Origin of the sequence: Halogeometricum sp. S1BR25-6 (assembly GCF_031624495.1) — an archaeon.
In the GTDB taxonomy this organism is placed as follows: Archaea; Halobacteriota; Halobacteria; order Halobacteriales; family Haloferacaceae; genus Halogeometricum; species Halogeometricum salsisoli.
This window is the reverse complement of record NZ_JAMQOP010000004.1, coordinates 390638-405642: the sequence shown is the minus strand read 5'-3', so window position 1 is coordinate 405642 and position 15005 is coordinate 390638. Positions and strand designations below refer to the sequence as shown.

Below are 15005 nucleotides of genomic sequence, written 5' to 3'. Positions count from 1 at the left end.
CCCGGTCTTTATACGTGCCACCGCGTATCACGACCGATGACAGCGTACGACACTGTGGAGTCGCCGGACGAGACGACGGTGTTCGGGTACCACGACCTGACTCCGCCGACGCTCGCGGACGTCTACGAGGCGCGGTCGGTCGTCGCCCGCCACCTCCCGCGAACGCCCCTCGTCCGGAGCGAGCACCTCTCCGCGGAACTCGACGCCGACGTCTACCTCAAGCGGGAGGACACTCTTCCCACGGGCGCGTTCAAGGTCCGCGGCGGGGTCAACCTCTGCGCCGGTCTCGACGAGGAGTTTCACGACCCGGGTCTCATCGCGGCCAGCACCGGCAACCACGGCCAGTCCGTCGCGTACGCGGGACGAGCGTTCGATATTCCGGTCCTCGTGGCCGTGCCCGGCGACCCGAACCCCGACAAGGTGGCCGCGATGGAGCGGATGGGGGCGGAGGTACACCCCGTCGGCCGCGACTACGACGACGCGCGCGAGTGGGCCGAGGAACGGGCCCGAACGGAGGGCTACCGCTACGTCCACTCGGCGAACGAACCCGCACTCGTCGCCGGCGTCGCCACGGCGGGCCTCGAAGTCGTCGAGGAACTTCCCCGAGTGGACACGCTGTTCTGCCCCGTCGGCGGCGGCAGCAGCGCCTCGGGTTACTGTCTCACCGTCGGCGAGATGACGGACGCGGACGTCGTCGGCGTCCAGTCGGCCAACGCGCCCGCGATGTACCACGCGTGGGCCGAAGGCCACCTCCGGCCTCGGGACGACGCCGACACCTACGCCGAGGGCCTCCAATCGCGCGTTCCGTTCGCCCTGACGACCGAGATACTCCGCGACCGACTCGCCGAGATGGTGCTCGTGAGCGACGAGCGAATCGAGGCGGCGGTGGAGACGATGCTCCTCAAAGAGCACCTCGTGTTGGAGGGGGCGGCCTGCGCGCCCGTCGCTGCGGCGCTCGAACGAGGCGACGAACTCGCCGGTCAGACCGTCGTGCTCCAAGTCTCGGGGCGCAACCTCGCGGCCGAGAAACTCCGGGCGGTGCTCGACTGAATGAGTCACGGGGGCGACCCCGGCGGGTCAGCGTCGCGGACGGTTCGAGACCGGTTGTGCGAGGTTCGCCGGGAGTTCCACCGCTACCCCGAACCGGCGTGGTGCGAGTTCGCCGCGACCGCTCGCGTCGTCGAGTACGCCGAGCGAATCGGCGTCGACGAACTCCGCTACGGGTCGGATATCACCGACCCCGAGAACCGCCTGTCGGTGCCGCCCGAGGCGGAACTGGAGCGGTGGCTCGAACGAGCGCGAGCACGCGGCGTCGACCCCGACGTGCTCGAACGCCTCCACGGCGGCCACACCGGCGCGGTGGCGGTTCTCGAACGCGGCCCCGGACCGACTATCGCCCTCCGCGTCGACATCGACGCCCTGCACGTCACCGAGTCGGACGACCCGGACCACCGTCCGACGGCCGAGGGCTTCCGCTCGGAGAACCAGGGGCTGATGCACGCCTGCGGCCACGACGGGCACGCGACCATTGGTCTCGGTGTCCTCGAAGCGGTGAAAGAGAGCGACTTCTCGGGGACGCTGAAGGTCCTCTTCCAACCCGCCGAGGAGGTGGCCGGCGGCGCGAAGGCGATGGCGACGGGCGGATGCGTCGACGACGTCGATTCCCTCTTAGCCGTCCACCTCGGCCTCGACAGACCGACGGGCACCGTCGTCGCCGGCGTCGTCAAGACGCTCGCCGTCCGCCGGTTCCGCGTCGAGTTTTCGGGAACGTCCGCCCACGCGGCGAAGAACCCCGAAGCGGGCGACAACGCGATTCAGGCCGCGGTGTCGGCGGCGTCGGACCTGTACGCGATTCCCCGTCACGGCGGCGGCGCGACGCGGGTCAACGTCGGCCACGTCGAGGGCGGCGCGCCCGGCCACACGAACGTCGTCGCCGACCGCGCCGCCTTCGAGGCGGAGGTCCGAGGCGAAGAGACGGAACTGATGGAGTACATGTTCGAAGAGTGCTCGACGGTGATTCGGACCGCCGCGGAGCGGCACGGGTGCGACGTGAGCGTGACCGTCGAGGGCGAGGCGCCGCGGGAGGACAGCGACCCGGCGACGGCGGGGGCCGTCGAGGCGGCGGCGCGGGCGCACCCCGACGTGACCGAGACAGTACCGTCCGCCGACTTCGGCGCCAGCGAGGACGCGACGTACCTGATGAAACGGGTGAAGGAGAACGGCGGAAACGCGGCGTACGCGGTGGTAGGCACGAACCACCCGGGCGGGCACCACTCCCCCACGTTCGATATCGACGAGCGGAGCCTCGACATCGCCGTCGACGTACTGAGCGACGCAGTCGTGCGGTTAGGAGGCGAGTAAGCGAGTACTCAGGCCTCGACTCGGAGGACGTCGACGCGATGCGCGACGCCGTCGACGAGGTCGACTCGCAGCGCGGTTGAACGTCCCTACCGGGGCGTAGCGACTCATTACACCTCCGTTCGGACCTGCCTACCGCGGACCGACCGGCCTCACCAATCCAGCGACCCGCCGCTCTGGTACTCGGTCACCTGCGTCTCGAAGAAGTTCTTCTCCTTGTTCAGGTCGACCGCCTCGCTCATCCACGGGAAGGGGTTCTCCGTTCCGTAACTCGCCTCGAGGTCCAACTGGCCCAGTCGGCGGTCGGCGATGTACTCGACGTACTCGGCGAACTGTTCGGAACTCATCCCGAGCACGTCGTCGGGGCAGGCCTCGCGGGCGTATATCTGTTCGAGGTCGACGGCCCTCTCCACGAGGTCGCGCACCTCCGCGCCGAACTCGTCGGTCCAGACGCCGGGGTTCTCCGTGCGGATCTGGTTGATGAGGTCGACGCCGAACCCCACGTGCAGCGACTCGTCGCGCATGATGTACTCGAACTGCTGGCCGATGCCGACCATCTTGTTCTGCCGTCGGAGCGCGAGCATCATGGCGAATCCGGCGTAGAAGAACACCCCCTCCATGACGACGTAGAACCCGACGAGGTCCCGGAGCAGGTCGCGGACGTCTTCGGTGTCCTCGACCTCGAAATCGGGGTCGTCGAGGTTCCGCGTCAGGTCGACGACGAAGTCGTCTTTCTCTTGGATGGAGGGAACGCGCTCGTACATCCCGTAGAGGTAGTCGGGGTCGAACCCCAGCGAGTCGCAGCAGTAGATGAACGTGTCCGTGTGGATAGCCTCCTCGTACGCCTGCCGCAAGAGGTACTGCCGGCACTCCGGCGCGGTGACGTACTCGTAGAGGGCGAGGACGATGTTGTTCGCCGTCAGCGACTCGGCGGTGGAGAAGAAGCCGAGGTTCCACTCGACTAACTGCTTCTCCGAGTCGGTGAGTTCGTCGCCGTTCCACTGGGCGACGTCGTCCTGCATCGGTATCTCCTCGGGCACCCAGTTGTTGGCGACGCCGTCGCGGTAGTACTGGCGCGCCCAGTCGTAGTCGATGGGCAGTATCTTGTTCGGGTCGTGTTCCGCGTCGTGATTGAGTATGGGCATTGGTAATCGAGTTCAGACGTTCACTGACAGGCGTCGCACGTCGGGTCCTCGACGCGGGCGAGACCGGAGTCGGGGTCGGAACCACCGTCGGTCGCCGCGCCCTCGTCTCCGTCGGCCGCGTCTCCGCCCCGTCGCTGCGTCCGGCCGTACTCGTCCATGTCGAGCGTCGACTTCTCTATCTGCGAGGCGCCGAGCGTCCGCAGGTAGTACGTCGTCTTCATCCCGAGTCGCCACGCCGTCTTGTACACGCTGTCGAGGAGGGAGCCGTCGGTGCTCGGGAAGAACACGTTGTGCGAGACGGACTGGTCGATCCACTGCCCGCGGTGGGCGGTGAGGCGGAGTTGGTGTCGCGGGTCTATCTCGAAGGCGCTCCGGTGCAGTTCGCGCGTCTCCTCGGGGATGTCCGCTATCTCCTGGATGGACCCGTCGTGGAATTTCATCCGGTCGACCATCCCCTCGTCCCAGAGGTCGAGGTCTTTCAGTTCCTCGACCAACTGCTCGTTGACGACGGTGAAGTCGCCGCTCATGTTCGATTTAACGTAGAGGTTCGAGTAGATGGGTTCGATGGAGGGCGTCGTCCCGTTGATGGTCGACACCGTCGCCGTCGGCGCGACGGCCATCGTGTTGGAGTTGCGCATGCCGTGCTCGGCGATGTGCTCGCGCACCCGGTCCCAGTCCATCGTCTCCGAGCGGTCGGTCGGAATCTCGCGGCCGCGCTCTTCTTCCAGCAGGTCGACCGTGTCGTGCGGGAGGAGTCCGCGGTCCCACTTGCTCCCCTCGAACGTCTCGTACGGTTCTCGCTCCTTCGCCAAGCGGGAACTGTTCAGGAGGGCGTGGTAGGAGACGAACTCCTGCCAGCGGTTGGCCGCCTCGACGGCGTCCTCGGAGGCCATCGACGTTCCCGTCTGCATCAGCGCCTCGTGGAACCCCATCACGCCGAGACCGATGGGTCGGTGGCGCATGTTGGAGTACTCGGCCTCGTCGGTGGGATAGAAACAGAGGTCGACGACGTTGTCGAGCATCCGCATCGCCGTCTCGATGGTTTCGGAGAGCGCGTCGCGGTCCAGTTCCTCGCCCGAAACGTGGTTCGAGAGGTTGACGCTCCCGAGGTTGCAGACGGCGTGCTCGTCGGAACTCGTGTTGAGCGTTATCTCGGTACAGAGGTTCGAGGAGTGAACGGTACCGACGTGGTCCTGCGGCGACCGGACGTTGCAGGGGTCCTTGAACGTGATCCACGGGTGCCCCGTCTCGAACAGGCGGGTGAGCATCGTCCGCCAGAGGTCCGCGGCGTCGACCGTCTCGTACTGCCGCAGTTCCCCGTTCTCGGCTTTCGTCTCGTACTCCTCGTACAATTCGGCGAACTCCTCTCCGTAGGTCTCGTGGAGTTCGGGCACCTCGTCGGGCGAGAACAGCGTCCACTCCTCGTCGTTCTCCACCCGCTCCATGAACAGGTCGGGCACCCACGCCGCGGTGTTCATGTCGTGCGTGCGGCGGCGTTCGTCGCCGGTGTTCCGCCGCAGGTCCAAGAAGGCGGGAAAGTCCATGTGCCACGCTTCGAGGTAGGCGCACGCCGCGCCGCGACGCTTGCCCGACCGATTTATCGCTGCGGTCACGTCGTTACTTATCTTCAGGAACGGCACCGTCCCCGTCGACTCGACGCCCGTGCTACTGATGAGCGCCCCCTCCGAGCGGAGGTTCGTCCAGTCGTTGCCGAGGCCGCCGCTCCACTTCGACAGTTGCGCGTGGTGTTTGTAGGACTCGAAGATGTGCTCTAAGTCGTCCTCGACGGTGGTGAGATAGCAGGAAGACAGCTGCGGGTGGGTCGTCCCGCTGTGGAACAGCGTCGGCGTCGAGGGGGTAAAGAGGAGCCGCGAGAGCACGTCGTAGAACTCCAAGGCCCGCTCTTGGGGGTCGTCCTCCTCGATGGCGAGACCCATCGCCACTCGCATCCAGAACGCCTGCGGCAGTTCCAGCGGCTCGCCACCCTGTTCGGTCTTGATGAAGTACCGCTGGGTCAGCGTCGACATCGCGATGTAGTCGAACTTCTCGTCGCGTTCGAGGGCGAGCGACGCGGCGAGTTCGTCGAGGTCGAACCGGCCGTCGAGGAGTCGCTCGTCGAGTAGGTCCTCCTCGACGCCGCGTTCGAGGTTCGCGCGGAACGTCTCGCGGTACGTCGTCTCGGTCTCGCCGTCGGCCGCCTCGCCCGTCAGTCGCTCGTCGGTCACCCGGCGGAAGTAGCGCTGCCGGTGCACGTCGGCGGCGACGTACTTGTAGGCGGGGTCGCGTTCGATTCGCGCCGTCGTCACGCCTTCGAGAGCCTCGTACACCTCGTCGGCCGACGCGCCATCGTAGAGGTTGCGCTCGGCCTCTTCGAGGAGTCGGTCGGTCACTTCGTCGGTGAGCACGTCTTCGTGACCGCGTCGCGCGCGTTCGAGTATGGCTCGTGGCTGTGCGTCAGTCGTCTGCGTCGTCTGTGTGCGTGCCATCTGGTGAGTCGTCGTCCGTCGTCGCGTCGGGGTCGTCGGAACCGTCGGACCGCTCGAACCGGTCGTCCAGCACCCGGTCGAGTTCGTCGAGGAACTCCTCGGGGTCCGAGAACGCCTCGTACACTGAGACGAACCGGATGTAGGCCACCGAGTCGAGGTCTCGGAGGCGGTCGGAGGCGAGTTCGCCGACGAGGCTGGAGGAGACGATACGCGTCCCCCGCCCCGCCAGTTCCCGCTCCACCGCCTCGACCAGCGACTCGACGGTCGCCGCGTCCACGGGCCGCTTCTCGACGGCCCGTTCGACGCCGGCGCGGAGTTTCCCCCGGTCGAACGGTTCGATACGTCCGTCGCGTTTCTTCACTTGGAGGGTCTCCCACTCGGGTCGTTCGTACGTCGTAAAGCGGAACGAGCACCGCTGACACTCCCGTCGACGGCGGACGGTCGCTCCGTCCTCGCCGGTCCGGGTGTCGACGACGCTCGTCCGGTCGTGACCGCAGTCGGGGCAGTCCATGGTTGCCACTACTCGACCCTCCGGGCTGTTTAACCCACATGTCGTGGGTCGGTGATATCGGTCGCAACATGTAGTGTCCACGAGACGGTGATAAAGCTTTCCAACGGAGTTGCACTAAGACAATTCAGATTGATTTCGAGCGGGGAGTTCAATCCGATTTGGCCTTCCCGCGTCGGCCGGAGGGCGGTATGGACGAGTCGCTGGCGGTACACGGCGGACCATCCTCGCCGCGACGGCGGCAATCTACGCGGGGAGCGGCCGGCTGGCGGAGTTCCGCGAGACGCTGTCGGCCTCCTCTTTGTCGTGTAGGGGTGGTCGTCGCCGCCTCGGGTCGAGTTTTCTCACGCTCGCGACAGTTCTTTTCTTCACTGCGCTCCGGACCGACCGCTCGCTACCGGACCCCGAGGCGTATGGACTGCTCGGCTCTTACGTGCTGTTCGTCGTCTGGGGGGTCGATGAGACGACCGGTGCGACAGGATTCTCCGGGAGCGTGACCCCGCTCGACCACCCGCTAACGGCCGGTTTAGCCGTCTAAAGCCCTCGTTTCGCTTCTAGTCGCGGTCTTCGCTCCGATTCTTGGACCCTCGCCCGACTCCGGATACTTCGGTACTGCTCATATAACAATGTATCTTTATTTCTCACGTAGTATCATGTCGGTAGCCATTCAGTCGTCCAGTGGGGGCGACGGTCCGGTCGATATCGAGGAGGACGACTTCTACGAGATGCTCGGAAACCCACGTCGACGACACGTACTTCGGCACCTCCGCGAGTGCGGCTGTCCCGTCTCCATCGGCGAACTCGCCGAACACGTCGCCGCGGCGGAGCACGGCATCTCGGTCGCCGAGGTCACGCACGCACAGCGAAAGAGCGCCTACACGGCCCTCTACCAGAACCACCTCGTCAAGCTGGCCGACGCCGGGTTCGTGCGAGCGGACCGCCGGTGGGTCGACGTCGAACTCACCGCGGCGGCGGCGGACCTCGACTTCGACTTCGCACTCCCGGAGGAGGAGGAGATTCGCCGCTCGACTCCTTACCCGGCTGCGCTCTCCTTGTTCGGTCTCGCCCTGGTCGCGGGGTTCTTCGCCGAACTGCTGTCACCTCTCACCGTTGTCGCTTCCTTCGGCGTCGTCTTCGTCGCGTTGTTAGTTCTCTCTGTGTCCCCGCGCTCCCGGTAGAGTCCGGCGATCGTACCCGACGCTCGGTCGGACGCCGCCGCCCTCGAACGCCGCTTCGGTACGGCTTTACGACGACCTTTCCGCTGCCCTCGTTTGCGCCGTCGCTCTCGCTCGAACCCCTCCGCCCGTTCCCTAACCGCATCACTCGCGACGGTCCGCGAACGCCGACGCGGGTCGCCGATGCTCCCCTCGACAGGGGGACCGACCAGCGTGTACAGTTCACACGTCCCTAACCCCGACCTGCGTTCGTCCTACTTTCGACACAACTCGCTCAACGAGACGTTATGGATTCGTAATGGTTCGATACGCCTCGGTATTGTACTAATACTGATAGTTCAATCGGGACGTCAACTATTCACCCGGTTCGGCGTGTGAATTCGCTGTTTCTGGGGTAGGTGCGGAATCGATCGGACGATCAGACGCGATTCAACCAAATAATCAGATGACGACATGATAGAACGAGAGACGAACCGAATCACCGCCGTTCTAGTAGCGGTGCTAATGATCACGTCAGTGGTCGCCGGTTCCGTGGCCTTCTCGGGCACGGCAGCGGCGGCACCGGGAGACGCCCTCTACCGCGTGAACGCGGGCGGAGGAGACGTCTCAGCGGTCGACGGACCGGACTGGTCCGGCGACTGGCAGCAGTACCACTCCGGAAGCAGTGAGACGTACCAGACGGGCGACGCCGTTTCCTTGGAGCCGTCCGTTCCCTCGGGGACGCCGGCGAGCGTCTTCCAGACCGAGGTGTACGGCGACCAGCAGTGGACGTTCTCGGAGGGCGTGCAGAGCGGCCAGCAGTACGAGGTCCGCCTGTACTTCGCCGAGATATACGCCGAGGACGACGGAGAGCGACTCTTCGACGTTTCCGTGGAGGACGAGCAGGTGCTGGACGACTACGACATCCACGCTGACGTCGGCCACGACGCGGGCGTGATGAAGTCGTACGTCGTGACGCCCTCCGACGGCGCAATCGACGTCGACCTCACGACCGTCGAGGACAACGCGAAGCTCTCGGCCATCGAGATCGTCCCGGCGACGCCCGAACCGAACACGCTCGGCGGTCCGTCGAGCGTCAACTTCGGCTCGGTTCTCAGCGGCCAGTCCGAGACACAGACAGTCACTGTGACCAATCTCGGCGGCGACGGCGACACCAGCATCGCCATCGACGGGGTCTCCGTCGACGGCGACGGTGCGTTCTCGGCGGGGTCGGCGTCCCAGACGACGCTCGCCCCCGGCGAGTCCACGGATATTCCGGTGACGTTCTCGCCGTCGAGCGCCGACTCCGCGAGCGCGACACTCTCCGTCGCACACACGGGGTCGAACGACCCGTTGACGGTGTCGCTCTCCGGCGACGGCGCGAGCGCGGTCGACCCCGACTTCACGAAGAGCAAGCTCGACGGGTTCAGCGCGGGTAACCCGACGGCTATCGACGTCGGTCCCGACGGGCGCTTCTACGTTTCGGTGCAGAGCGGCACCGTCTACGTGCTCGACGTCGAGCGCACGGGCGACAACAGCTACGAGGTCGTCGGACAGGTCGCGACCGACGCGATCAAGCAGATTCCCAACCACGACGACTTCGGGGAGTACAACGCGGGCGAGAACGACCGGCAGATCACCGGTCTGACCGTCGGCGGGACGGCCGAGAATCCGATCGTCTACGTTTCTTCCAGCGACCCGTCGATCGACGTGGGGCAGGACGATGACGACACGGACACGAACTCCGGTACGATCTCTCGACTGACCCTCTCGCCGGGAAGCGACGGCGTGCTTCAATCGAGCGAGGTCGACCACGACGTGATGGTGCTCGGACTGCCGCGGTCCGAGGAGAACCACGCGACCAACGGACTCGACCTCTCGGCCGACGGCGACACGCTGTACGTCGCTCAGGGCGGGAACACGAACAAGGGCGCGCCGGGCGACAACTTCGGACACACCCCCGAGTTCGCGCTCTCGGCCGCCATTCTGGAAGTCGATCTCGCGCAGATAGAGGCCGACTACCAGGCGAAGAATCTCCAGAACTACGACGGCAGCTACCCTGACCTGGAGTTCTACTACGCCATCCCCACGATTCAGAACGACGACGGGACGGACGGCGACGACCTTCCCTTCGGCGGGAACGACGGGATCAACCAGGCCAAGATAGTCGAAGACGGGCCGGTCCAGGTCTACTCGCCCGGCTACCGCAACCCGTACGACCTCGTCGTCACGACGAGCGGCCAGATCTACGCCGCCGACCACGGACCGAACGGCGGCTGGGGTGGCCAACCGGCCGACGCCAGCGGGAACATCGTGGCCGACGCTGCGTCGGTGACGAACCACCCGAACGAGGACGGGAGCTACTCGAAGAGCGACGAACTCGTCAAGGTCGACGAGGGCGTCTACGGCGGCCACGCCGCGCCTATCCGCGCGAACCCGACGGGTGCGGACATCTACGACGAGAACGGGAACCTGGTGTTCGACATCACGGAATCGAACTCGCCCGTTCCGGCGAGTGTGGTGAACCCGGCCGAGGCGGACTACATCCCGCCGACGAGCGGGTCGCCCGACCCGGGCGCGCCCGCCGGTAGCGCAAACACGATGGTGGACCAGAACGGCGACAAGGTCCTGTTCGGTCCCACCGGCGGCACGGCCGAGTACACCGCCTCGAACTTCGGCAGTGCGATGCAGGGGGACCTCCTGCAGGTCGAACTCGGCGGCTCGGTCAAGCGCATCCAGCTAAGCGCCGACGGCGAGACGGCGACGAACGTCGAAACGGTGTTCAACACCGGCTCGCAGCCGCTCGGTATCGCGACGGTCGGCGACGACGGCCCGTTCCCGGGTATCGTGCTGACGGCGAACCGCGGTAGCGGCGACGTGACGATCTTCGAGCCGGTCGACTACGGCACCGACGGTAGCGGCGACGGGCAGCAGTGCACCGGCGCCGACGACGCCTCGCTCGACGAGGACGGCGACGGCTACGACAACGCCGACGAACTCGACGCGGGCACCGACCCGTGTTCCGCGGCATCCACGCCCGTCGACTTCGACGGCGACGGCGAGTCGAACCTCAACGACCCGGACGACGACAACGACGGTCTCGACGACACCGAGGACCCGTTCGCCGTCGACCCGAACAACGGTCTCGACACGACGCTCCCCGTCCAGTACGACTTCTCCGAACTCGGTCTGTTCGGCGAGAGCGGTCAGGGCTGGACCGGACTGATGACGAACGGGCAGGACTACCAGGAGCTGTACGACCCGACGGAGATGACCGTCGGCGGCGCCGCTGAGGTGCTGACGGTCGAAGGAGTCCCGAACGGCGACGCCTACTCGGACACCAACACGCAGCAGTACGGTTTCCAGTTCGGTGTTGACACGCCCGACCAGCCGTTCACCGTCGAGACGACGGTGAGCAGCTTCCCGGAAAACCCGGCTAATTACCAGTCGGCCGGTCTGTTCATCGGTACTGGTGACCAGTCGGACTACGTGAAACTGGTCGCCGCAGCCGACGGCGGCTCCGGTGGGGTCCAGTTCGCGAAGGAAGTCGACGACACATTCCAAGATCAGGGCACCACCAGCGACAGCGCCGTCGCGGGCGGCTCTCCGACGCTTCGGATGACCGTGGACCCGACGACCGATCCCGCGCCGAACAACGGCGTCGAGGAGTTCGCAGTCACCGCCGAGTACGAGATTGACGGCGAGACGACCCAGGTCGACACCACGGCGGTGCCGGCGAGCTGGTTCGACTCGTCCGACGGCGTCGCGCCGGCGGTGGGCGTCATCTCGACGTCCAACGGCGCGAGCGCGTTCCCGGCGACGTGGACGGACATCTCGGTCGACTACGTGAACCCGCCCGCGAACACGCCGCCGACGGCCGACGCCGGCGCGGACGTCACCGTTGAGGAGGGCCAGCAGGTCACCCTCGACGGGTCCGGTTCGTCCGACGCGGATGGCGACGCGCTCGGCTACACGTGGACGCAGACGGCCGGGAGCCCGTCCGGACTGCTCGACATGAGCGACGGTCAGCAGGCGCCGTTCGTCGCCCCCGACGTGGACGGCGACGCGACGTTCACCTTTCAGCTGAGCGTCTCGGACGGCGAGGACTCTGCGACCGACATCGTGAACGTCACGGTCGAGGACACCGACACTGACGGTGGAGACGGTAACCTGACCGTCGTACAGGCGGTCGCGAGTCACGGCGACGGCGACGACGCGACCATCCAGCTCGGCGAGCTCCAGTGGGCGATCACCCTCTGGTCGTCGGGCTCCGAAGTGCCGAACACCGGCGGCGAGACTATCTCGCTTACGGAACTGCAGCAGCTGATCAACGTGTGGTCGAACGGCGCTACCGTCGGCGACGGCGACGGGAGCGACGCGACCGGCTCGGCGCTGGTCGAGATCACGCCCGACAGCGGTAACATCGACCAGTCGACCTACGGCGGCGACACGTTCCAGGTGACGAACACCGGCGAGAAGAACATCTCCTCAGTGTCGTTCGACCTGAGCACGGCGACGCTGCCGGACATGGTGTTCGACCCGCAGGGAACCGCGGGCGACCCGACCGGTGAAGGGCTCAACATCGCCAGCGACGGCGGAACGGGCATCGTCACCCAACCCGGCACCGGCGAAGCGTTCTCCCAGCCGCGCAATGGCCAGAACGCCGACGACGGCTACGACGTCATGACCGTCGAGTTCGACGACTTCCAGTCGGGCGAGACGGCGACGTTCTGGGCCGACAACGACCCGACCAGCATCAAGGGTGCCACGATCAGCTCTCAGGAGGCCGGTCCGGTCTCGGGTCTGGAACTCGCTCGCGCGACGGTCACTGTCACCTACGAGGACGGCACGACTCAGACCACCCAACTGATGGGTGACGGCAGCGTCGCCGGCGCGACCGCCGTCGTGACCGATGACGAGGCACCGGCGCCGACGCTCGGCGTCGACGGCGTCTCGCTCGACACCGACGTCCTTGACGACTACCACGACGGGGCGACCGTCTCGCAGGCGGACCAGACCGTCACGGTCACCGGTCAGCCCGGCGAGACCGTCACGCTCGTTCGCGTCGAGGGCGAACTCGCGCTGAGCAACGTCCCGAACGGCGGCTACGACGTCGAAGACCTGGAAGCGAACAACGCGGTCGACGTCCAGTACTACACCGTCACCCTCGACTCGAACGGCGAGGCGACGGTGCCGGTCACGCTGACTAGCTCGGCCGACGACGGCGACGAGGCCGGTTACAACTACTTCGTGGCCGCGCACGGTGAGGCCTCGGGCGACATGGGCCTCGCCTCCGACGTGGTCGTCCTGAAGTACGACGAGAGCGCGGGCGACGGCACCGACGACGGCCAGTCCGGTGACGTCGTCTTCGCCGTGAACGCGGGCGGTCCGGAGTACGCCGCGGCCGACGGAACGGTCTACGCGGCCGACGCGAACTTCAACGGCGGCGAGACGTTCACGACGGGCAACGCGGGCACGCCGGCGACCCCCGAGATAGCGAACACGCAGGACGACGAACTGTACTACACCGAGCGGTACGGCGACTTCTCGTACGCCGTCCCCGTCGAGAACGGTGAGTACGAGGTCACCCTGCAGTTCGCCGAACTCTACCAGGGTGTCGCGAACGACGGCGGCGAGGGCGACCGCGTCTTCGACGCCTCCATCGAGGGCCAGCAGGTCCTGAACGACTACGACATCTATGCGACCGCCGGCGGCGCGCACGCCGCGACCACGGAGACGTTCGTCGTAAACGTCACCGACGGCGAACTGAACGTTGACTTCGCCACCGTCGAGGACAACGCGAAGCTCTCGGCGTTCACGGTGACTGAGGTCGACGGCTCCGGTGACGACGGCGACTCCACAGCCGCCGCCGACTTCGCGGTCACCGCGAACAGCGGTATCGACGCGAGCACCTACGGCGGTGACTCGCTGTCGATCACGAACACTGGGGACGAGCAGATCACCTCGGTCACCTACGACCTGAGCACCGCGGTGCTCTCGGACGTCGTCTTCGACCCCGACGGCACCGCCGGTGACTCCGGCTCGAAGGGCTTCTCCCCCGACAGCGGCGCGAGTGCGACCGGCCTGCAGGGCGGGTCGTTCGCCGCACCGCACGACGGACAGAGCAGCGCCGACGGCTACGACGAACTGACGGCGACGTTCGACGACTTCGACGCCGGCGAGACGTTCGCCTTCTCCGTCGACATCGACCCGACCAGCATCAAGAACGCGCAGGGCACGGGCGCGGCCGGCTCCGTCTCCGGGTTAGAGATGACCGGTGCGACCGTCACGGTCGAGTACGCCGACGGCAGCACGCAGACGACGGCGCTGTTCGGCGACGGCACCGACGGCGGCGCGGAAGCCGCCGCGAAGGCCGACGTCGCCCCCGCGCCGACGCTCGGCGTCGACGGCGTCTCGCTCGACTCGAGCGCGCTCGACGCACAGCACGGCGCGGCGACCGTCTCGCAGGCAGACCAGACCGTTACGGTCTCCGGTCCCGCCGGCGCGACGGTTTCCCTGCTCCACGTTGAGGGACAGCTCGAACTCGCCAACCAGGCGAACGGCTACGAACTCGTCGACTTCGAGGCCAACACGGCCGAGAACGTCGACTACCAGACCGTCCAACTCGACGGAAACGGCGAGGCGACGGTCGACGTCTCCCTCATCAACACGTCGAGCTCTGGTGCCGAGGGCGGCTTCAATCACTTCGTCGCCGCCGTACAGGACGGCGACGCCGACACCGGCCTCACCTCGAACGTCGTCGTGCTGAAGTACGACGAGAGCGCGGGCGACGACGGTTCGTCGGGTGCGCAGGTCCTCTACCGCGTGAACGCGGGCGGGGATGCGCTCGATGCCACCGACGACGGTCCCGAGTGGGTCGGTGCGACCGGCACCGATTCGCCGTACCTCGCCTCGGTCGGACCCGACGCCGGCAACTACGCCGCCGGCGCGGACGTCACGCCTGACGACACCGTTCCGTCGTCCACGCCCGACGCCGTGTTCGACACCGAGCGCTACGGACCGATGACGTGGGAGTTCGCGGCGGACTCGGGTCAGGAGGTCGAAGTGCGTCTGTACTTCGCCAACTCGTTCTCCGGAGCGAGCGAACCCGGCGACCGCGCGTTCAACGTCTCCGTCGAGGGCCAGCAGGTCCTCACGCAGTACGACCCGGTGGCCGACGTCGGCCACGCGACGGGGACGATGAAGAGCTTCACCGTGACCGAGAACGGCGACGGCACGGTCACTATCGCTTTCGAGAAGGGCTCGGCGGAGAACCCCGAGGTTCGAGCCATCGAGATTCTCACGACGGAGGGTGGCTCGCAGTAGCGACACTCGAACCTCTGAACCGATGAGC

At 66.7% G+C, this 15005-nt stretch carries 7 protein-coding genes; 4 read left to right on the top strand and 3 right to left on the bottom strand.

Translation table 11 applies throughout. The features are described 5' to 3' along the window. Positions 1 to 36 precede the first annotated feature (36 nt). Both NDI76_RS19090 and NDI76_RS19085 read left to right on the top strand, forming a co-directional pair. The gene (locus tag NDI76_RS19090) at positions 37 to 1050 is read left to right on the top strand and encodes a threonine ammonia-lyase (protein WP_310925766.1); all 1014 of its coding nucleotides are present in this window, start codon (positions 37 to 39) and stop codon (positions 1048 to 1050) included. After that, positions 1051 to 2361, top strand: a complete 1311-nt coding sequence (locus NDI76_RS19085; RefSeq protein WP_310925765.1) for an amidohydrolase — start codon at positions 1051 to 1053, stop codon at positions 2359 to 2361. A gap of 149 nt (positions 2362 to 2510) precedes the next feature. Here NDI76_RS19085 and NDI76_RS19080 read toward each other — a convergent pair whose 3' ends face one another. Genes NDI76_RS19080 through nrdR form a run of 3 tightly spaced genes read right to left on the bottom strand, consistent with a single transcriptional unit; the run spans position 2511 to position 6500 of the window. Continuing rightward, on the bottom strand, positions 2511 to 3503 hold the full coding sequence (locus NDI76_RS19080) for a ribonucleotide-diphosphate reductase subunit beta (RefSeq protein ID WP_310925763.1): 993 nt from the start codon (positions 3501 to 3503) through the stop codon (positions 2511 to 2513). Between the two features lie 20 nt (positions 3504 to 3523). Continuing rightward, positions 3524 to 5989 carry a ribonucleoside-diphosphate reductase subunit alpha gene (locus NDI76_RS19075; RefSeq protein WP_310925762.1) on the bottom strand — a complete coding sequence of 822 codons (2466 nt, stop codon included), beginning with the start codon at positions 5987 to 5989 and terminating at the stop codon, positions 3524 to 3526. Further along, positions 5958 to 6500 (bottom strand): transcriptional regulator NrdR, encoded by a 543-nt coding sequence (gene nrdR, locus NDI76_RS19070; RefSeq protein WP_310925806.1) that lies wholly within the window; start codon positions 6498 to 6500, stop codon positions 5958 to 5960. Before nrdR ends, NDI76_RS19075 begins: the two co-directional genes overlap by 32 nt. A gap of 650 nt (positions 6501 to 7150) precedes the next feature. On the opposite strand from nrdR, the gene NDI76_RS19065 reads away from it, so the two are divergent. Then, positions 7151 to 7675: a DUF7344 domain-containing protein gene (locus NDI76_RS19065; RefSeq protein WP_310925761.1), complete on the top strand. Its 525-nt coding sequence runs from the start codon at positions 7151 to 7153 to the stop codon at positions 7673 to 7675. Between the two features lie 450 nt (positions 7676 to 8125). Next, positions 8126 to 14977 carry a malectin domain-containing carbohydrate-binding protein gene (locus NDI76_RS19060; protein WP_310925760.1) on the top strand — a complete coding sequence of 2284 codons (6852 nt, stop codon included), beginning with the start codon at positions 8126 to 8128 and terminating at the stop codon, positions 14975 to 14977. The last annotated feature ends 28 nt before the right edge of the window (positions 14978 to 15005 follow it).